19 protein-coding genes and 1 tRNA gene are annotated in these 19,830 nt (G+C 64.9%); 10 read left to right on the top strand and 10 right to left on the bottom strand.

Annotated features, from left to right (window positions below):
* Positions 1-3: 3 nt before the first annotated feature.
* Positions 4-522: a DUF721 domain-containing protein gene (locus tag C2I35_RS09805; protein WP_103762851.1), complete on the bottom strand. Its 519-nt coding sequence runs from the start codon at positions 520-522 to the stop codon at positions 4-6.
* An 83-nt stretch (positions 523-605) separates the two neighbouring features.
* On the opposite strand from C2I35_RS09805, the gene mutY reads away from it, so the two are divergent.
* The gene (mutY, locus tag C2I35_RS09800) at positions 606-1,685 is read left to right on the top strand and encodes an A/G-specific adenine glycosylase (RefSeq protein WP_103762850.1); all 1,080 of its coding nucleotides are present in this window, start codon (positions 606-608) and stop codon (positions 1,683-1,685) included.
* A 66-nt stretch (positions 1,686-1,751) separates the two neighbouring features.
* Positions 1,752-2,912, top strand: a complete 1,161-nt coding sequence (locus C2I35_RS09795) for an alkane 1-monooxygenase (RefSeq protein ID WP_103762849.1) — start codon at positions 1,752-1,754, stop codon at positions 2,910-2,912.
* Positions 2,913-3,027: 115 nt separating this feature from the next.
* On the opposite strand, the gene C2I35_RS09790 is transcribed toward C2I35_RS09795, so the two are convergent.
* The 3 genes from C2I35_RS09790 to petA are packed head-to-tail and all read right to left on the bottom strand — an operon-like array spanning position 3,028 to position 5,768.
* Entirely contained in the window at positions 3,028-3,819 is a 792-nt protein-coding gene (locus C2I35_RS09790) for a cytochrome c1 (RefSeq protein WP_103762848.1), read from the bottom strand.
* Between the two features lie 17 nt (positions 3,820-3,836).
* On the bottom strand, positions 3,837-5,177 hold the full coding sequence (gene petB, locus C2I35_RS09785) for a cytochrome b (protein ID WP_103762847.1): 1,341 nt from the start codon (positions 5,175-5,177) through the stop codon (positions 3,837-3,839).
* Positions 5,178-5,189: 12 nt separating this feature from the next.
* On the bottom strand, positions 5,190-5,768 hold the full coding sequence (gene petA, locus C2I35_RS09780; RefSeq protein ID WP_103762846.1) for a ubiquinol-cytochrome c reductase iron-sulfur subunit: 579 nt from the start codon (positions 5,766-5,768) through the stop codon (positions 5,190-5,192).
* Between the two features lie 227 nt (positions 5,769-5,995).
* Between petA and C2I35_RS09775 the strand changes: the two genes are divergently transcribed.
* The 4 genes from C2I35_RS09775 to C2I35_RS09760 all read left to right on the top strand — a co-directional run bounded on the left by C2I35_RS09775 (position 5,996) and on the right by C2I35_RS09760 (position 9,364).
* A complete protein-coding gene (locus C2I35_RS09775) occupies positions 5,996-6,676 on the top strand; it encodes an outer membrane protein (protein ID WP_103762845.1) in 681 nt (226 codons plus the stop codon).
* A gap of 39 nt (positions 6,677-6,715) precedes the next feature.
* A complete protein-coding gene (locus C2I35_RS09770; RefSeq protein ID WP_103762844.1) occupies positions 6,716-7,108 on the top strand; it encodes a hypothetical protein in 393 nt (130 codons plus the stop codon).
* Positions 7,109-7,152: 44 nt separating this feature from the next.
* Complete coding sequence (locus C2I35_RS09765) at positions 7,153-8,559, top strand: PepSY-associated TM helix domain-containing protein (RefSeq protein WP_103762843.1); 1,407 nt, start codon at positions 7,153-7,155, stop codon at positions 8,557-8,559.
* Positions 8,560-8,662: 103 nt separating this feature from the next.
* Positions 8,663-9,364: a calcium-binding protein gene (locus C2I35_RS09760; protein WP_103762842.1), complete on the top strand. Its 702-nt coding sequence runs from the start codon at positions 8,663-8,665 to the stop codon at positions 9,362-9,364.
* Position 9,365: 1 nt separating this feature from the next.
* Here the strand turns inward: C2I35_RS09760 and C2I35_RS09755 are convergent, their stop codons facing one another.
* From C2I35_RS09755 to dapF, 4 genes are all read right to left on the bottom strand, one after another.
* Complete coding sequence (locus tag C2I35_RS09755) at positions 9,366-9,968, bottom strand: glutathione S-transferase family protein (RefSeq protein WP_103763004.1); 603 nt, start codon at positions 9,966-9,968, stop codon at positions 9,366-9,368.
* A 52-nt stretch (positions 9,969-10,020) separates the two neighbouring features.
* Positions 10,021-10,641 (bottom strand): FMN-binding negative transcriptional regulator, encoded by a 621-nt coding sequence (locus C2I35_RS09750; RefSeq protein ID WP_103762841.1) that lies wholly within the window; start codon positions 10,639-10,641, stop codon positions 10,021-10,023.
* A 123-nt stretch (positions 10,642-10,764) separates the two neighbouring features.
* The gene (gene mtaB, locus C2I35_RS09745; RefSeq protein ID WP_103762840.1) at positions 10,765-12,033 is read right to left on the bottom strand and encodes a tRNA (N(6)-L-threonylcarbamoyladenosine(37)-C(2))-methylthiotransferase MtaB; all 1,269 of its coding nucleotides are present in this window, start codon (positions 12,031-12,033) and stop codon (positions 10,765-10,767) included.
* The gene (dapF, locus tag C2I35_RS09740; protein WP_103762839.1) at positions 12,030-12,869 is read right to left on the bottom strand and encodes a diaminopimelate epimerase; all 840 of its coding nucleotides are present in this window, start codon (positions 12,867-12,869) and stop codon (positions 12,030-12,032) included. Before dapF ends, mtaB begins: the two co-directional genes overlap by 4 nt.
* A 107-nt stretch (positions 12,870-12,976) precedes the next feature.
* Between dapF and C2I35_RS09735 the strand changes: the two genes are divergently transcribed.
* Positions 12,977-13,052, top strand: a tRNA-Lys gene (locus C2I35_RS09735).
* A gap of 186 nt (positions 13,053-13,238) precedes the next feature.
* On the opposite strand, the gene C2I35_RS09730 is transcribed toward C2I35_RS09735, so the two are convergent.
* Entirely contained in the window at positions 13,239-13,925 is a 687-nt protein-coding gene (locus tag C2I35_RS09730) for a GntR family transcriptional regulator (protein ID WP_103762838.1), read from the bottom strand.
* A complete protein-coding gene (locus C2I35_RS09725; protein WP_103762837.1) occupies positions 13,922-16,822 on the bottom strand; it encodes an FAD-binding and (Fe-S)-binding domain-containing protein in 2,901 nt (966 codons plus the stop codon). The genes C2I35_RS09730 and C2I35_RS09725 overlap by 4 nt, the downstream gene beginning before the upstream one ends.
* 122 nt (positions 16,823-16,944) lie before the next feature.
* Between C2I35_RS09725 and C2I35_RS09720 the strand changes: the two genes are divergently transcribed.
* The 3 genes from C2I35_RS09720 (at position 16,945) to C2I35_RS09710 (ending at position 19,824) form a co-directional block, all read left to right on the top strand.
* The gene (locus C2I35_RS09720; RefSeq protein WP_103762836.1) at positions 16,945-18,135 is read left to right on the top strand and encodes a pyridoxal-phosphate-dependent aminotransferase family protein; all 1,191 of its coding nucleotides are present in this window, start codon (positions 16,945-16,947) and stop codon (positions 18,133-18,135) included.
* Positions 18,136-18,274: 139 nt separating this feature from the next.
* Positions 18,275-19,243 (top strand): Bug family tripartite tricarboxylate transporter substrate binding protein, encoded by a 969-nt coding sequence (locus C2I35_RS09715; RefSeq protein WP_245890461.1) that lies wholly within the window; start codon positions 18,275-18,277, stop codon positions 19,241-19,243.
* Positions 19,244-19,317: 74 nt separating this feature from the next.
* A complete protein-coding gene (locus C2I35_RS09710) occupies positions 19,318-19,824 on the top strand; it encodes a tripartite tricarboxylate transporter TctB family protein (protein ID WP_103762834.1) in 507 nt (168 codons plus the stop codon).
* Positions 19,825-19,830 lie beyond the last annotated feature (6 nt).

Here is a 19,830-nt window from a genome sequence, read left to right as displayed (position 1 = left end):
ACCTTACGATTTCTGCGTGTTGCTTTTCGATAGTACGTTCCGGCCCAGCGTTTCCAGCGCATCGCGCAGGCCGTCGTCGCCCACCGGCTGCGCCAGCTTGGCGGCCGCGGCCACTGTCATTTCGCTGGGCGCGGGCTTGGCTGCCGGCTTGGGCCGGTGCTCGAAGCTCGCCTGCCCCTCGGCAAAGCCGGTGGGCGCGGTCTGCGTGATCTGCACCCGCGCGATGGCGTTGTAACCATAGGCGGTGTTGACCCGTTCGCGCAGTTTTTCCTTCTGCATCTCCAGCATCGGCGCCTGTGCGCCCGTCGTCAGCACGACCAGCGTCGCGCCAAACCCCTGCCGTGCATAGCTCACCTTGACCGGGCGGCAGATCGCGGCGATCTCTTCTCCCGCGATCTCTGGCCAGTGGGTCACCACGCGCGACACCGCAAAGCCCCGGCTTTCCGACGCTTTCCGGATCTGCGCCCCCAACAGGGCACCGCTGCGCTTGAAGCCTTTCGTCGTGCCCCGATGTGCGGGCATGGCTGACCTCCCGTTTCCTCGCCCTAATGTAGGGGGTATGAGAGTGAACAACAAACGCAAAGCTGGCAAAGGCGGGATAACAGATGCGTGACAGCGAGATGAGCGCAGAGCTGCTGGACTGGTACGACCGCCACGCCCGCCAGATGCCATGGCGCGTGCCCCCCGAGGCCAAAAAGGCGGGCGTGCGCCCCGCTCCCTATGCCGTCTGGCTGTCGGAGGTGATGCTGCAACAAACCACCGTCGCCGCCGTAAAAAGCTATTTCGAACGCTTCACCGCGCTCTGGCCCACCGTGACCGACCTCGCCGCCGCCGAGGACGCGCAGGTCATGGGCGAATGGGCCGGCCTTGGCTATTACGCGCGCGCCCGCAACCTGCTGAAATGCGCCCGCGTCGTCGCCTCGGACCATGACGGTCAGTTCCCCGGCACCGCCGCCGAATTGCAGAAGCTGCCCGGCATCGGCCCCTATACCGCCGCTGCCATCTCCGCTATCGCCTTCGATCAGCCGTCGGTGGTGGTCGATGGCAATGTCGAGCGGGTCATGGCCCGCCTGCATGACATCCACACGCCCCTGCCCACCGCCAAGCCCGAACTGACAGAGGCCGCGGCGACCCTCACGCCGCACACCCGCCCCGGCGACTATGCCCAGGCGGTGATGGACCTCGGCGCCACCATCTGCACGCCCCGCTCGCCCGCCTGCGGCATCTGCCCGTGGCGCACGCCCTGTATCGCCCGCACGAACGGCACGCAGGCCGAATTGCCGAAGAAGGCCCCGAAAAAGGCCAAGCCCACCCGGTTTGGCATCGCCTATGTCGCCCGCCGCGCCGATGGTGCCTGGCTGCTGGAACGCCGCCCCGACAGCGGCCTGCTGGGCGGAATGCTCGGCTGGCCCGGCAGCGACTGGTCCGACGCGCCCACCCCCGCCCCGCCGCTCGACGCTGACTGGCAAATGCTCGACGCCGAGGCCCGCCACACCTTCACCCATTTTCACCTGCGCCTGAAGATCGCCTATGCCTGCCTTGGCCCGGACGCGGACACTCCATCCGACTCCACCTGTTTTGTCCCCGCCCACACCTTCAAACCGACGGAGTTACCCACCGTCATGCGCAAGGTTTTTGACTTGGCCCGCGAAGCCTTGCAAGACTGCACCTCGAACACGTCCTGAGGCGATTTGCGCAATCGCCCCGCCCCCGCGCATCGCACTATAATCGCGGGCAAAAAGGTGAAGGCCATGCAGACCACCACGCCCAAGTATCTCGGCCCCGACAAGGTTGCGCGCCTGCAACGCGCGCTGCCCTTCTGGGCGGCCTTCTCGCTTGTCCCGCTGGCGATCCTCAGCGCCACGCAGGGCGGTTGGACGGTGATCCTCCTGCCGCTCTTCACCTGGTATTTCTTCGCCGCGCTCGACGCAGTGCTGGGGCTGGAGCTGGACAATCTCGACCCCGAAACGCGCGAGCGGCATATCCGCATGTACACCGCCGTCACCGTGCTTTGGCCGCCGGTGCAGTTCGCCTTGCTTTTCTGGATGATCTGGTACGCCACCGGCCCCGGCGACGCGCACCTGAACGCTTTGGAGACCATCCTGCTCTTCTTCGGCATGGGCGTGATTTCCGGCACCGTCGGCATCAACTTCTCGCACGAACTCATGCACCAAAAGGACAAAGGCGAGCGTTTCCTGGGCGACGCACTCCTGTCGATGGTGCTCTACTCCCACTTCCGGTCCGAGCACCTTCAGGTCCATCACCGCCATGTCGGCACCCCGCGCGACCCCGTTACGGCCCGCTACAACGAGGGATTCCACCGCTTCTTCCCCCGCGTCCTGCGCGAAAGCCTGGTGTCCTCGTGGGAGGCCGAAAAGGCCATGCTGGCCCGCAAGGACAAGCCATGGTGGGACCTCAAGAACCCGTTCTGGAAATACTGGGCGCTGCAAGGCTTTATGCTGCTTCTCGCCGCGCTGATCGGCGGCTGGATCGGCCTCGCGCTTTTCCTCTGGCAGGCCTTTATCGCCATCTGGCAGTTGGAACTGGTCAATTACGTCGAGCACTACGGCCTCACCCGAAAGCATCTCGGCGACGGTAAATATGAACACGTCAAACCCCAGCACAGCTGGAATGCCGCGCAGAAGGCATCGAACTGGCTGCTGATCAACCTGCAACGCCATTCCGACCACCACTACAAGCCCAACCGCCGCTTTCCGCTGTTGCAGAACTACTCCGAGGACGAGGCTCCGCAACTACCCTACGGCTACCCGGTGATGACCGTGGCCGCGATGATCCCGCCGCTCTGGCGCCGGGTGATGAACCCCCGCGTGCGGCGCTGGCGCGAGAAATACTACCCCGAGATCACCGATTGGAAGCCTTACAACAAGGCGCTGAACCCGCTCCCGCGTTAGTCGTTGAGCCTGCGCGGAATCGAGGCGCAGCAAGCTGAGCCGCCGCGCATCGCCCAAGCAAAAGCCCCCGCTGCATGGCAACGGGGGCTCTGAAATCTCGGCGAAGGCTGAACCCTCAGCTTTCGTATTTCTTCTTGATCGGCTTCCAGATCCGCTTGTTCGTCAGGTACAGCAGCACCGACAGAAGCGTCAGGAAGATCACACCGGTCAGGCCCGCCTGCTTGCGGTCCATCATCTTGGGTTCCGCCGTCCACATCAGGAAGGCCGATACATCCTTGGCGATGGCGCTCAGGTCATTGGCGTGACCATCGGCATATTCCACGTCTTCACCGTAAAGCGGCGGCGCCATGGCGATCCAGCCGCCGGGGAACGCCTCGTTCTCATAGAACGTCGTGCCGGCCTCTTCCTTGGTCTCGCCGGTATAGCTGGTCAGAAGTGAATAGATATACTCCGGACCACCCATGCCTTTGACAAGTTGGTTGATCCCGGTGCCGGCCGGCCCGTGGAACCCGGCGCGGGCCTTGGCCATCAGGCTCAGGTCCGGCGCGTTTTCCAGGTTGGAACCCGGGAAGTGATCGACAGGGCGTGCCGCACGGAAGTCGTCCAGTTCCTCGTCGAAGACCTCGAAGTTCTGCTCGGCATAGGCCCGCACCTCGGCGTCCGAGAAATGCGGCCCACCCTCGTCGCTCAACGTGCGCAGCGGCACGTATTGCAGGCCGTGGCAGGAAGAACAGATCTCGGTATAGACCTGCAGCCCCCGCTGAAGCTGGTACTGATCGAAGCTGCCGAACGGCCCCTCGAAGGAAAAGTCCACGTCCTTGGTGTGGCCTTCTTCACCGGCGGCGAGCGCGCCGCCGGTCGAAAGGGCCAGGGCCGTGACTGCGCTGATCGCGAATGTCTTCATCATTTGCCTGATCCTTTCTCTTACTCGGCCGGGCTGGCTACGGTGGCCGTGCCGCCGCTTGCCGCCTTGTGTGCCTCGAAATCCGCTTCGATGGTCTCGGGCTGCGGCAACGGTTTCTCGATCACGCCCAACAGTGGCAGGATCACCAGGAAGTAGGCGAACCAGTAGGCCGACGCGATCAGCGAGTAGGTCGCATAGGGCTCTTCCGCCGGACGCGCCCCCAGCCACATCAGCACGACGAAGTCGATCGCCAGCAGCCAGAACCACCATTTGAACATCGGACGATACCGGCCCGACCGCACCATCGATGTGTCCAGCCAAGGGGCCAGCGCCATCACGGCAATCGCGCCGAACATGGCCAGCACGCCGAAGAATTTGGCGTCAATGATGCCGCCGGTGATGAACGATGCGAACTGCACCACCCACACTTCCGACGTGAACGCCCGCAGGATCGCGTAGAATGGCAGGAAATACCATTCGGGCACGATATGCGCCGGCGTCGCCAGGGCGTTCGCCTCGATATAGTTGTCGGGGTGGCCAAGGTAGTTCGGCATGAAGCCCACGATCGCAAAGAACACCGCCAGGATCACGGCCAGCGCGAACAGGTCCTTGATCACGAAGTAGGGCCAGAACGAAACGGTGTCCTTCTCGGCTTCGGCCTTCGAGGTGCGGCGCACTTCGACACCGGTGGGGTTGTTGTTGCCCGTGGTGTGGAACGCCCAGATGTGCACCGCAACCAGCGCGGCAATCACGAAGGGCAGAAGGTAGTGCAGGCTGAAGAACCGGTTCAGCGTGGCGTTGTCCACCGCCGGCCCGCCCAGCAGCCAGGTCTGGATCGGCTCACCGATCAGCGGGATTGCCCCGAAGAGCCCGGTGATCACCGTGGCGCCCCAGAAAGACATCTGACCCCAAGGCAGCACGTAGCCCATGAACGCCGTGCCCATCATCAACAGGTAGATCAGCATGCCCACGATCCACGTGATCTCGCGCGGCGCCTTGTAGGAGCCGTAATAGAGACCGCGGAAAATATGCAGGTAGACCGCAAAGAAGAACAGCGAGGCACCGTTCATGTGCAGGTACCGAAGCATATGTCCGCCGTTGACGTTGCGCATGATATGCTCGATCGACGCGAACGCTTCGTCAACATGCGGCGTGTAATGCATCGCCAGGACGATCCCGGTGACGATCTGCAACGCCAGGCAGAAGGTCAGCACGATCCCCCAGATCCACATCCAGTTCAGGTTCTTGGGCGTGGGGATCATGATCGTGTCATACAGAAGACCGACGATGGGAAGGCGGCGATTCAGCCACTTCTCGCCACCGGTTTTCGGCTCGTAATGGTCGTGAGGAATTCCAGCCATGAGTGTTATTCCTTATCCCAGCTTAACGGTCGTTTCGTCGACGAATTCTGCAACCGGCACCGGCAGGTTCTCCGGCGCGGGGCCTTTGCGGATTCGGCCCGCCGTGTCGTAGTGCGACCCGTGGCAGGGGCAGAACCAGCCGCCCACACCACTGTCCAGCACGTAATCGCCGGCATTGCTCAGCGGCACACAGCCAAGGTGCGTGCAGACGCCGATCTGAACCAGCCATTCGCCGGTCTCGTCCAGCGCGCGGTTCTCGTCGGTTGCCGCGGCCTCGCCCTGCAGGTTCTCGTTGCGCGCCACCTGGTCGGGCAGGCTCGAGACATCCACGCTGCGCGCGGCCTCGATCTCGGCCTCGGTGCGGCGGCGGATGAAGACCGGCTTGCCCAGCCATTTCACCGTCAGTTGCGAGCCCTGGTCGACACCGGATACATCCACACGGATCGAACTGAGCGCCTGGACGTCTGCAGAGGGGTTCATCTGGTTGACAAGCGGCCAAACCGCTGCCCCGACCGCCACGGCACCCGCGCCTGCGGTTGCGTAGTAGATGAAATCTCTGCGTGTACCTTCGTGGTCTTCTGCGTGGGACACGAGCCAATCTCCAATCTGTCTGAGCCTTCTAGGCAAATCCCCGTATGCGGCAGACGGACGACTCCGCTCAAACCGCGATCATGCGCGTATTTATCCAAGCTTGCCTGAGGCGTCCAGTGCACAATGCCAATCATTTGAAGAGGGTGCTCATCTGTCGCGCTTGTGAGGGTCTGCCCATGGGTGTAAGGACGGTTGCAACCCGCCCTTCTGTTTCAAAGGCCCGTATCATGCTGAATTCCGCTCGTGTTTCCCTGTTCGCCCTCGTCGCCATGGCCAGCCCCGCCGCCGCCGAGATCGAGCTCAGCTTCTATCTTGGTGCGCAAGGCGTGACCGAAAGCTCCGCCAGTGGTGTCCTGCCCAACGGTGGCGCTGCGTTCAACCGCAATATCGGCTGGGAAGGCAAGCCTTTCGATGCGCCCATCTACTACGGTGGCCGCGTCATGTACTGGACCGACACCAACTGGGGCTTCGGGCTTGAGGGCACACACACCAAGGCCTACATGCCCGCCGGTGACGCCGCCGCCGTGGGCCTCAGCCGGTTCGAGCTGTCGGACGGCCACAACATCTTTACCGCCAACGTGATGAAACGCTGGCCGGGCGCGTTCAACCAGGGCCGCTTCACGCCCTATGTCGGCGGCGGCCTCGGTGTGGCCGTTCCGCATGTGGACGCGCTGGCCGTTGGCGCGACCAACCGGACCTACGACTACGAAAACACCGGCATCGCCGTGCGCGGCATCGCCGGCATCAAGTACGACTTCACTGAAAGCTGGGCGCTCTTCGGCGAATACCAGATGACGTATTCCGAGAACGACATCACCATCGACGGCGACCCCGGACAGCCCGATGGCCGCCTCAGCACCGACCTGCTGACCCACGCGGTCAATTTTGGCATCAGCTACAGCTTCTGAGGTCTGGCGCGCTCCCTTGGCGCGCGCTATTGACCTTGCATGACCACGAAACGCCCTCCCCGCTCCGGCGCGACCCGCAGCATCGGCCTGATGCTGCTCTGGGCGTTTCTGTCCGTCTTCACCGCCTTTTCGTCCTTCGCGCCGGGCACCATGCCCCAGTTCCAGCCCGGCGGCATCACCGTCGTGCTGTGTACCGGCGACGCCCAGCGCAGCATCACGGTCGATGAAACCGGCACCCCGGTCGAGGCGCAGGACGTGCCCTGCCCCTGGGTCACACATGCCAAAGCCGCCGATCCGGTCATCGCCCCGATCGTCGCAGCGCGCACAATCCGCGCCACCCATCGCGACGCGGTTCGCATCCACGCGGCAGCCCCGCTTCCGCGCCCCGGCTTCCCTCCGGCGCAACCCCGCGCACCGCCTGCATACCTTTGATCTGACTGCACTTACCCAACGGCTTCATTTCAAAGGAGAACCTCATGGTTTCCGACCCTACCCCCATGGGCGCGGCCCAGACCGCTGCGCATGATCCGCAGAAACTCTACCGCGCCGCGTGGCGCTGGCACTTTTACGCCGGGCTTTACGTCATCCCCTTCTTCGCCCTTCTGGCCATCACCGGCATGATGATGCTCTGGATCGCGCACCTCGACGGGCGCGATGGCGAACGCATTCCCGTCACCGCGTTGGAGGCACCCACCGCCGTCTCCGATCAGGCCAAGGCCGCCCTCGCCGCCATCCCCGAGGGCGAACTGCGCGCCTATATCGCGCCCCGCACCGACGATGTCGCCGCCATCTTCCGCGTCGACGATGCCACCGGCCCCCAGATGGTCGCCGTCGATCCCTACACCGCCCAGGTCATCCAAAGCTGGCCGCGCCGCAGCGGCTGGTACGACTTTGCCGACAGCCTGCACAGCGACATCAGGCTCGGCGTCACCGGCGACCGGATGCTGGAAATCGCCGCCTCCATCGGCATGGTCCTGATCGCAACCGGCCTTTACATGTGGTGGCCTCGCGGCGGCGGCACCTGGCGCGAGGCTCTGTTGCCCCGGCTTGGCCGTGGCCGCGCCGGCTGGCGCTCCCTGCATGGGGCCGCCGGCTTCTGGATCTCGATCATCCTGATCTTCTTCCTGCTTTCGGGCCTGTCCTGGACCGGCATCTGGGGCGCCAAAATGGTCCAGGCCTGGAGCCAGTTCCCTGCCGAGAAATGGGACAACGTCCCGCTCTCCGACGCCACACATGCCAGCCTCAATGCCGGTCGCGCCGATGTGCCCTGGGTGCTGGAACTGACACCCCTGCCCGCCTCGGGCAGCATGGCCGGCACCGACGGCCTCGCCCCCGGCACCCCGGTCAATATCGACAGCATGGATGCGCTCGCGCGCCGGATCGGCTTTGACGGACGCTACCAGATGAACCTGCCCTCGGGCAAAACCGGCGTCTACACCTTCGGACGGGATTCGATGAACACCGATGACGTGAACCCCACGACCGACCGCACCACCCATGTGGACCGCTACACCGGCCGCATCCTCGCCGATATCCGCTACGAGGATTACTCGCTCGCGGGCAAGGCCATGGCCGTCGGCATCGCGCTGCACATGGGCACGCTGGGCCTGTGGAGCGTTCTGGCCAACACCGCCTTCTGCCTGACCGTGCTGATGCTCTGCGTCACAGCGGTGGTCATGTGGTGGAAACGCCGCCCGTCAGGCAGCGCCCGCCTCGCCCCGCCGCCGATGCCGTCCAACATGCCGCTCTGGTCCGGCGCGGTGCTGGTGGGGCTGCTGGTGTCGCTGGCCTTTCCGCTGGCGGGCCTGACCCTGATCGCTGTCATCGCGCTTGACGTGCTGGTAATCTCCCGCATCCCGCCGCTGCGGCGCCTGCTGACCTGAGCCACATGAAAGGGCCCGGGGGTCTCCACCCCGGGCCGCTTTCTTTGAACGCTTCGGCTCCGCGACCCGACACAGGGTCATATTCAACGCGGAGGACCACACAATGAAACGCGACAGCTTCCAGTTCATCGACAGTGCCAGCGACGACTTAACCGGCACGAAGTCCCCCAATGACGGCATTTTCAGCTTGGGCGGCCGCCCCGGCCTGCCCGGCGATTTCACCGATGGTGAAGACAGCCACGATGGCGCGCCCGGCGGCCGCGTCCTGCCCGGCGAGGTGCACGGCACGAAAGACGACGACCATATCTTTGACACCAACACGGCAGATGGTGCGCGATACTACGGCTTCGCCGGCGACGACACGATCGAAACCGGCGCGGGGAACGACAGCGTGTTCGGCGGGCTGGGCAACGACGTGATCATCGCCAATGGCGGCGATGACGTGGTCGTGGGCGGCGAGGGCGACGACAATCTCTATGGCGAGGCCGGCAACGACAGCATCCACACCGGCGACGGCGCCGATATCGTCTTTGGCGGCACGGGCGACGATTTCATCTACCTGACAGACGATGGCGATGTGGACACGGTCTATTTCATCCAGGGCAACGGCAACGACGTGATCGACAATTTCGAGACCGGCATCGACCAGGTCGGGATCGGCGGCTTCGGCTTCACCTCCTTCGCCGACATCGAAGGACTTATCACCTATTCCGGCGATCAGGCGCTGATCGACCTCGGCGGCGGTGACTCGATCATTTTCACCGGGCTCGAAGCGCCGCTTGCCGCCGACGACTTCATCTTCTGACTCAGTCGGGCGCGGTGGCCGTCATGCTATCGCGCTCGGCAAATGCCTTGAACCAGTCGGCCAGCGCGTCATTCCCTTTGCGCCAGCCCCGGTCGTCCAGCCGGAAATCGAGATAGCCCAGCGCACAGCCCACCGCGATCTGGCCGGCGTCCAGCGGCCCGCGCAGATGGCTCATCCACCGCGCATTGACCGCCGCCACGCTGCGCGCGACCTTTTCCCACTGCGCCTCGATCCACGGTTCATACACCATGTCTTCGGGCCGCACCCGCCGCTCGTAGACCATCGCCAGCGCCGCATCCAGAATGCCGTCCGCCGTCGCCTCCAGCGTCAGCGTCTCCCATATCCGCCCCTCGGGATAGAGCTTCGTGCCCGCCCGCGCATCCAGGTAACGGCAGATCACCCTGCTGTCATACAGAGTCGGCCCCTCGTCCCGGATCAGCGCCGGGATCTTGCCCACCGGGTTCGCCGCCGCCACCGTCGCATCGGTCGCCACCGGCGTTGTCATAACCTCGACAATCTCGACCTGGTCGATCAGCCCGGTCTCGATCAGGGTCACCTTCACCTTGCGCCCATAGGGGGACGGCTTGGCAGAGATCAGTTGCATCATTCATGTCCTTCCGATTCTTCCCAAAGCTACGCCCTCGATGGTCAGTGGTCTAGCTGCCCGCATCGCGCATCAGCGCCGCCAAGGCCCCGGTCTCAACGCCTATGCCCGATGCGTCCACCGCCTCGGCGGCCCGAAGGCGCACGTCATCCGTCTTGTTCTGGTTCAGCTTCCATGTGCCGTGGATCTCGTCCACCTGCATCCGGCAGGGCACGATCTGCCGCATCATCCGGTCCAGCACGTCCGGCGTCATCTTTTCCATTGTCCAAGGAGCTTTCGGCAAGAGCTGATCCTCGAACTGCGCCGACTGCCGGTCCAGTAAATCGTGCATCTCGTCCTGCGGCCGCAACTCCACGACCCCCACCAGATGCACCGCCACGTAATTCCACGTCGGCACCTGGTCCTCCGCCCCGTACCAGTCCGGCGACACGTAAGAGTAAGGCCCCACCACAGCCAGCCGTGCATGCAAGGGCGCGGAGAGCGCCCGCGCAATCGGGTTCGACCGCACAAGGTGAAACTCCGCCACCGCCCCATCCTCGGACAAAAGGAACGGGACGTGGCTCATCAGCGGCGCCCCCTCCGCCGCGACCGCCAGCACGCCAAAGCCTTGCGCCCGCGCGAACGCGACATTCCGCGCCTCCGGGGTCTGGCGAAAGATCGGGTTGGGATGCATGGCGGGTCTCCTTTGCGCTCACCATGTCGCAACGACCTCCGTCACGGCCAGCAAAGAATTGTCCCTGTCACAATCAAAGCGCTGCGATGGCTCGCGGAAAAGACCCCGCACGCACCACGCCCGCTAGCACAAGGCCGTGTCCGCCGTCAGCCGCGCCGCGTCATGCCCGGTCACGCGGGCCGACACGATCTGCCCTTCAGGCTGATCACTGCCAAACGTCACCTCGGTAAACTGCTCGGTCCGCCCCATCCGGGCATTCTCCAGCAACACCTGATGCACCCGCCCCTGCTGTTCGTCCAGATGCCGCGCCACGCGCGCCTCACCCGCCGACCGCAGCCGCGCCGCCCGCTCCTTGATGGCCCGCCCGTCCACTTGCGGCATCCGTGCCGCCGGGGTGCCCGGGCGCGGGCTATAGGGGAAGACATGCAGCCAGGTCAGCCCACACTCCTCGACCAGCCGCAGCGAATTCTCGAACGCCGCCTCGGTCTCCGTCGGAAACCCGGCGATAATATCAGCGCCAAAGGTCATATCGGGGCGCAGCTTGCGCGCCTCCTCGGAAAACCGGATCGCGTCATCCCGCAAATGCCGCCGCTTCATCCGTTTCAGGATCAGGTCGTCTCCGTGCTGCAAACTCAAATGCAGATGCGGCATCAGCCGCGCTTCGGTGGCAATCGCCTGCATCAGGTTCTCGTCCACCTCGATCGAATCGATCGACGAAATCCGCAACCGCGGCAGGTCCGGCACCAGCTTCAGGATCCGCATCACCAGATCGCCCAGCTTGGGTTCCGCCGGCAGGTCCGCGCCCCAGCTTGTCAGGTCCACGCCGGTCAGCACCACCTCGTTATAGCCCCGGTCGACCAGCCGCTTGATCTGGTCCACCACCACGCCCGCCGGCACGCTGCGCGAGTTGCCGCGACCGTAAGGGATAATGCAGAAGGTGCAGCGATGGTCACAGCCGTTCTGCACCTGGACATAGGCGCGGCTCCGCGTTCCGAACCCGTCGATCAGGTGCCCCGCCGTCTCGGTGACGCTCATGATGTCGTCCACCTGAACCGCCTCGGTCTCGCCGATGAAGTCCGCCGCCAACCCGGCCCAGGTGTCGCGCACCATCTTCTCGGTGTTGCCGATCACGGCGTCCACCTCGTCCATCGCGGAAAACGTCTCGGGCTCTGTCTGCGCCGCACAGCCCGTCACGATCAGCCGCGCCTCGGGGTTCTCGCGCCGCAGCTTGCGAATCTCCTGCCGCGCCTTGCGCACCGCCTCGGCGGTCACCGCGCAGGTGTTGACCACCACGGCATTCTCCAGACCCACCTCGCCGGCAAGCTCTTTCATGGCTTCCGTCTCATAAGCGTTCAGCCGACAGCCCAGCGTTGTGAAAACCGGCGCGCTCATGACGCGGCCCTCAGGAAATCGGGCGTCAGCACCCCGTCACAGACATGCACGGTCGGCCCGGTCATCCAGACGCCATCCTCGCGCCACTCGACCCGAAGCGTTCCGCCATCAAGGTCGATCCGCACATCGCGCCCTGTCAGCCCCCGCCGCGCCGCCGCCACCGCGACAGCACAGGAGGAAGACCCCGAGGCCAGCGTCAGGCCCACGCCCCGCTCCCACACCCGCATCCGGATGTGATCGGGGCCGACCACACTGGCCACCTGCACGTTGGTCCGCTCGGGAAACAGCGGATGATGCTCGTACCGCGGCCCGAAACTCTCCAGCGGAATCGCCTCGGCATCCTCGACGAAGAAGGTACAGTGCGGATTGCCCATGCCGGTGGCCACTGGCCCGCCCTCGATGGGCAGCTCCAACGTGTCCATCTCCTCGGCCAGCGGCACCCCGTCCCACTCCAGCAAGGGCGCCCCCATGTTGACCGAGGTCAGACCGTCGCCTGCATCCACCGCGTAAAGGTCCCCCCTTGCCGTGGTCAGGTGCAGCCTGTCACGGCCCGTCTCATCCAGCAGAAACCGGGCAATACATCGCGTCGCGTTCCCGCAGGCCCCGGCCTGCGTGCCGTCACTGTTCCAGAATTCCAGGTGCGCATCGACGTCATCCGCGCCCTGACGGATCACCGCCAACTGATCGAATCCGATCCCGCGGTGCCGGTCTCCGACCGCCTGCGCCAGTGCCGGCGTGACCTCCACCACTCGCGCACGCGCGTCCACCACGACAAAGTCGTTTCCCAGCCCATGCATCTTCATGAAGGGCAACCCGGTATCCTGCGCATCGCTCATGGCCGCGCATATAAAGCGCCCGTCGCGACGAATCCAGCCACAGCGGAAAATTCCCTGCAATTGGGGCTTGACCCCCCTGTCCCCTCTTTCTAGATAGGCCGCCTAGTGGGCCGTTAGCTCAGTTGGTAGAGCAACTGACTTTTAATCAGTGGGTCGCAGGTTCGAATCCTGCACGGCTCACCACTGTTTCCGGGAGTTTATGCGCTATCGGAGCGTCGTGCGAGAGCGTGACGCGTGTGATGGATTCGCGTGCCGGACCGCGCGGACTTCGGACGTCCGCCACCGCGCGCCCGGCCCTCCCCGGGCAACCTCGGATGCCAGTCTCAGGAATATGCAAAAGCGCCCGTCACTTGGCCGGGCCGGCTCGGATCAGTCCGTTGCGCCGTTGGCAATCAGCCAGTCGCGCACCGTCTCCAACTTGTTCTGAAGATGCTGGCGCAGGATCGACGCGAGCCCGGCGCCGTCTCGCGCCTCGAGGCATGCCATGATCTCTTCGTGCTCCTCGGTCGCCTTTTTCCACCGCGCATCGGTCATGTTGGCCACGAACCGCGCCCGACGCACCTGCGTGGCCAGCGACCGGTACTGCACGGTCAGCGTCTCGTTGCGGGCGGCGGCCAGGATGGCCTCGTGGATCTGCTGGTTCAGATCGAAATACTCCGCCAGCCGCCGCGCCTCGAAATGGCCCACCATCTCGTCATGCAAAGAGCGGACCGTGCGGATTTCCTCATCCGTGATCCGTTCGCAAGCCAACTCTCCCGACAGCGCCTCCAGCGCGCCCATCACCGGGAACACCTCTTCCAGGTCGCCAAGCGTGATCTGGCTGACCCAGGCGCCGCGGTTCGGCTCCAGCACGACCAGCCGGTCGAAGGCCAGCACCTTCAGCGCCTCGCGCAGTGGGGTCCGCGACACGCCGAACATCTCGCACAGCTCGCGCTCCGGCACCTTCGTGCCCGGCGCAAGCTGGCCGCTGACAATCAGCTCCCGCACCCCGTCGGCCAGTTCCTGGTGCAGCGATGTCCGCCGTAGCGTCTGAACGCCCTTGTTCTGCACGTTCATCTCCCCCGTCCCTCCAGCGCCATGTCCAGCACCCGCGCCACATGGAACGCCTCGCGCTCCGTCCCGTCGGCGATCTGGTGGCGGCAGGACGTGCCGTCCGCCACGATGATCGCATCCCCGGCCTCGCGCACCGCTGGAAAGAGGCTCAGCTCCCCCATCTTGCGCGATACTTCCTCCGTTTCCACGCCATAGCCGAAAGACCCGGCCATACCGCAGCAACTGGATTCTATAATGTCGACATCGGTTTCAGGCAATAGCGCCAGCGTGCGCTGGATCGCCGGCACCACGTCATGGGCTTTCTGGTGACAGTGACCATGCAGCTTCAGCGGCTTGCCCACGGGCTTCAGCGGCAGCGTCAAATCCCCGGCCTCGGCGGCCTCGGCGATGTATTCCTCCAGCATCCGCGCCTGCGCCGCCACCGTCTCGGCCTGTGTGCCAGGCAACAGCGCCGGAATCTCGTCGCGCAGGGTCAACAGGCAGGACGGCTCCAGCCCGATGATGGGCAGGCCTTTCTCGGCATGCGGCGCCAGCGCATCCAGCAGGCGCTGGCCGGTCTTGCGTGCCTTCTCCATCAGGCCGGTCGACAGGTAGGTCCGCCCGCTGTCCAGAGGCTTCGACTGGCCGTCGGTGGCCACGGCCACACGCTTGCCGCCGGCCCGCAGCACCCGAAGCGCGGCGCGCAGGTTCTCGGGCTCGAAATACCGGTTGAAGATGTCGGCAAACAGGATGACATCCGGGTTCTCGTCCTGTGCCTCGCTGTCGCGGAACGGCTTGGACGACCAGTGCGGCAGCTTCCGCGACGCGGCAAAGCCGGTGGGCTTTTCCATCAGCCGGGCCAGCAGCGGGATGCTGTTACGCATGTTGATCAGCCACGGCACCTTCGCGGCGTAGGGCGCGTAATCCGGCATGTAGCCCACCAGCCGCTCGTGCAGGCCCAGCCCGTGTTTCTCGACCCGGGCCGCCGTCACCTCGGCCTTCATCTTGGCCATGTCGACGCCGGTCGGGCATTCGCGCTTGCACGCCTTGCACGATACGCAGAATTTCAGCGTTTCGGCCATCGCGTCCGAGGTCAGCGCATCCGGCCCCAACTGCCCCGACAGCGCCAGCCGCAGCGTGTTGGCCCGGCCCCGCGTCACGTCGCGTTCATTGCGGGTCGCGCGGTAGGACGGGCACATCGCCCCGCCCGCCAGCTTGCGGCAGGCCCCGTTGTTGTTGCACATCTCGACCGCGCCCTGGAACCCGCCGCCCGCGCCGGGATAGGCCGACCAGTCAAAGGCGGTCTTCAGCGGCTTCACCTCGTAGTCCGGCGTGTAGCGAAACAGCGACCGGTCATCCATCTTCGGCGCTTCGACAATCTTGTTGGGGTTGAAGCGGCGCTCCGGATCGAACTGGTCCTTCACCCGCAGGAATTGCGTGGTGATCTCGGGTCCGAACATCTTTTCATGGAATTCCGACCGCACGATACCGTCGCCATGCTCGCCCGAATGCGACCCTTTGTAATGCGCCACCAGGTCGAACGCTTCTTCGGCAATCGACCGCATCTTCTTGACGTCCTCATCCAGCTTCAGGTTCAAGACCGGCCGCACGTGCAGACACCCGACCGACGCATGGGCATACCACGTCCCCTGCGTGCCGTTCTTCTCGAAGATCTCGGTCAGGCCGGCCGTGTATTCCGCAAGATCCTTCAACTCGACCGCGCAATCCTCGACGAAGGAGACGGGTTTGCCCTCCTGCTTCATCGACATCATGATGTTGAGGCCCGACTTGCGCACCTCTGTCACCTGCGCCTGCAGGCGGGCGTCGGTCACATCCGTAACGCCGCCCCAGCCCTTGCCCTCATGCGACCAGTCGAACCCAAGGTCGCCCATCGTCTCGTGCAGCGCCTTCAGCTTGGCGGCATTGCCCTCCGCGCTACCCTCGTCGAATTCCACCAGCAGCAGCGCGGCAGGCTCCCCGCGCACCGCCTGCTCGATCGTCGGTCGGAACATCGGGATCTGCCGCGACAGCCCGATCATTGTCGAATCGACCAGTTCAACAGACAACGGGTCCAGCTTGACCAGGTGCTGCGTGGCGTCCATCGCCTCGTAGAAGGTGGGGAAGTGGCAGATGCCCAGCACCTTGTCGCCCACCAGCGGCCACAGGTCCAGCTCGATGGCGGTGAAATAGGCCAGCGTCCCTTCCGACCCGACCAGCAGATGCGCCAGGTTCACGTCCTCGCCGTTGGGCACCAGCGAATCGAGGTTGTAGCCCCCCACCCGCCGCGTCAGCTTGGGAAACCGCGCGTCGATCAGCGCCGTGTGCTCCTCACCCAGGTCCAGCATGTCCGCCGCGATCCGGTCGAACGTGCCGTTACCCCGCAGCGCGTCACGCGAAACCGGACCGAAATGCGCGAAACTGCCGTCATGCAGCACCGCGTCGATGGACCGGACATTGTCGCGCATCGTGCCATAGCGCAGCGACCGCCCCCCGCAGGAATTGTTCGCCGCCATCCCGCCGATGGTCGCGCGCGAACTGGTCGAGACATCCACCGGATACCACAGCCCGTGCGGCTTCAGCGCCCGGTTCAATTCGTCCAGCACGATGCCGGGCTCCACCACCACGCGGCGATTCTCCACGTCCAGCTCGATGATTCCGTTGAAATACCGCGCGTTGTCCAGAATCAGGCCCGAGTTGACCGTCTGCCCGCATTGCGAGGTGCCGCCACCCCGGCCCGTCAGCGGCACACCCGATTCGGCGGCCGCCGCCAGCGCGATCTCCACGTCTTCGCGCCCCGTCGGCGCCGCCACCCCTTTAGGGGTGATCTGGTAAATAGACGCATCCGTCGAATAACGCCCACGTGACGCGGTGTCGAACATGATGTCGCCGCGAAAGCCTTTTTTCAGCGCCTCTTCAAGCATTTCCCATTCCTCCCTGCTGCGGTGTTGACATCGTGATACAGCTTCGTGATACATAATTCAAAATTAAAAATGCAATCGGGTTCGGTGACACAGGGCCGCATCCGGGAGGAGGACAATACACCATGACGCACAAAGCTGGCCGCCATTTTCTGCAAATTCCCGGGCCAAGCGCGGTGCCCGACCGCGTCCTGCGCGCCATTTCGGCCCAGGTGATGGACCACCGCGGACCTGATTTCGCCGCGGTCGGCCTGCAGGCGCTCGAAGGCATGAAGACGATCTTCAAGACCGAGCAGGACGTGTTCATCTTCCCGTCCTCCGGCACCGGCGCCTGGGAAGCCGCGCTCGTCAATGTCCTGTCCGAAGGCGACCGCGTGGTCATGTACGAGACCGGCCACTTCGCCACGCTGTGGAACAAGATGGCCAAGCGTCTTGGCATCGAGGCCGAGTTCATCGAGGGCGACTGGCGCGGTGGCGCCGACCCCGAGGCCATCGGCCAGCGCCTGCGCGAGGACACCAACCACGAGATCAAGGCCGTCTGCGTCGTGCATAACGAGACTTCGACCGGCTCGGTCTCCCCCATCGCCGAGGTACGCCGCGCCATCGACGAGGCCGGCCACCCCGCGCTTTTGATGGTCGACACGATTTCCGGCCTCGCCTCGGTCGATTTCCGCTTCGACGAGTGGGGCGTGGACGTCGCCGTTTCAGGTTCGCAGAAGGGCCTCATGCTGCCACCCGGCCTGTCGTTCAACGCGGTCAGCGCCAAGGCGATGAAGATTTCCGAAACCGGCGGGATGCGTCGTTCTTACTGGGACTGGCAGGATATGCGCGGCCCGAATCAGACCGGCTATTTCCCCTACACGCCCGGCACCAACCTGCTTTACGGCCTGAACGAGGCCATCGCGATGCTGCATGACGAGGGGCTGCCCAATGTCTTCGCCCGGCACCAGCGCCACGGCCAGGCAACCCGTGCCGCCGTCCGCGCCTGGGGGCTGGACGTGCTCTGCCGCCAGCAGGGGCAGGAAAGCGGTGTTCTGACCGCCGTCGTCGTGCCCGAGGGCCACAGCGCCGACGCCTTCCGCGCCACCACTCTGGAACATTTCGATATCTCGCTCGGCAACGGCCTGTCCAAGGTCGCCGACCGCGTGTTCCGCATCGGGCACCTGGGCGATTTCAACGACGCCATGCTGATGGGCACGCTGTCCGGCGTCGAGATGGGCCTCAAGAAGGCCGGCATCCCGCACCAGAAGGGCGGGGTTGACGCCGCCATGCAGGTGCTTGACGAAACCGACGTGGCTGCACTGACCGCCGCATGACGAATTCAGGGCCCGGCCGCCACTGCGCGCCGGGCCTCGTCTTGACGGCCCCCGGTTCGCGGTGCCGTCAAGGCCGCAAGTCGATCCGCGTATCGGATCCGTTCGATGCGCAAACCGGAACCCAAGGGAGGAGAACCAAATGACGTTCCATACTACCATGAAACCCGCCGCCATCGCGGCCCTGCTCGGCTCCAGCCTGCTGGCCGGACCCGCCCTCGCGCAGGACGACTACCCGTCGCGCAGCGTCGAGGTCGTGCACCAGTACGGCCCCGGCGGCGGCACCGACCGTTTCGTGCGCGCCGTGGCGCAACCGTTCGAGGAGATCACCGGCGAAAGCATGGTGTCGATCTCGGTCCAGGGCGGCGGCGGCATCCCCGCAGTCGTGAACTTCACCCAGCGCCCCGCGGACGGTCACTCGCTGATGGCGATCAGCCCGGCGCAGATCATCGCGCACGTGCAGGGCCGCATCGACATGGCCGATTTCAAGCCGCTGGCCCGCGTCCAATATGACCAGGCCCTCATCTGGGTGCCCGCGGACAGCGAGTTCGAGACCATCGACCAGTTCGTGCAGCACGCCAAGGACAACCCGGGCGACCTGAAGATCGCGCTGTCCGGCGCGGCCGGCTTCGACGAAATCACCGTCGGCCTCTTCGGCCTGGAAGCCGAAGCCGACTTCGGCACCGTGCCGTTTTCCTCGTCCGAGATGGTGTCCAACACCCTCGGCGGCCAGGTCGACGCCATGTTCGAAGAATACGGCCCCGCACGCGGCCTTTACGATTCCGGCGACATGCGCCCGCTGGTCGTGTTCTCCGAAGAGCGTCTGCCGGTCCTCGAGGACGTGCCCACCGCCACCGAGAAAGGCTGGGACGTGACCCTTGGCCGCTGGCGCGCCTTCGCGATGCAGGCCGAGGACTCCGCCGAAAACGCCGAGACGCTCTATGCCGACATCGAGGAAGCCGTGGCGACCGAAAGCTACAAGAAGTTCGAAGAGCAGAACGCGCTTCAATACCGCTCCGAACTGCTGGGTCCCGATGAATTCCAGACCTTCATCGACGGCGAGATCGAGACCTACACCACGGTCCTGCGCGAACTCGGCTATATCGAGTAATACCGCCGCATCGCATTGACAGGGGGGCGCCTCACCGCGCCCCCCGTTCCTTGATTGTCTCGGCAGGAGCGGACATGTCCAAGAACATCATCGAATTTTCCTTCGCACTCGGGCTCTTTGCGGTGTCAGTCTGGTTCTGGCTGATCGCGGACGGCTTTCCCGTCTCGCCCCGCTACGAAGGCATCGACACAGATTTCTGGCCCAAGATCACCTTCGGCCTGATGGCCCTCACCTCGGGCCTCGTCGCCCTGGGCAGCCTGCGCGACATGCTCGCGGCCCGGCGCGTCCCGGCCTCGACCTCGGTCAACCCGGCGGACTGGGGCACCATCGGACGCATGAGCGCAATGGGGCTTCTGGTCCTGTTTTACTTCATCGCCTTCGGCAAGGTTGGCTTCGTGCTGTCGACGATCGTGTTCCTCTGGGCCGCCTCTGCGATGATCCCCAGCGGACGTTTCTGGGTCAAAGTCGCCTTCGCGCCGATCTTCACCGCCTTGCTGACGCTGCTCTTCGCCTACGGCCTGTCGCTTCCGCTGCCGCGCGGCGTCGGTCCGTTCTACGAACTCAGCCTGCTCCTCTACTGATCCACG

Origin of the sequence: Roseovarius confluentis (assembly GCF_002917925.1) — a bacterium.
Lineage (GTDB): Bacteria > Pseudomonadota > Alphaproteobacteria > Rhodobacterales > Rhodobacteraceae > Roseovarius > Roseovarius confluentis.
The sequence above is the reverse complement of the archived record's forward strand: the minus strand, read 5'-3'. Positions and strand labels throughout refer to the sequence as shown.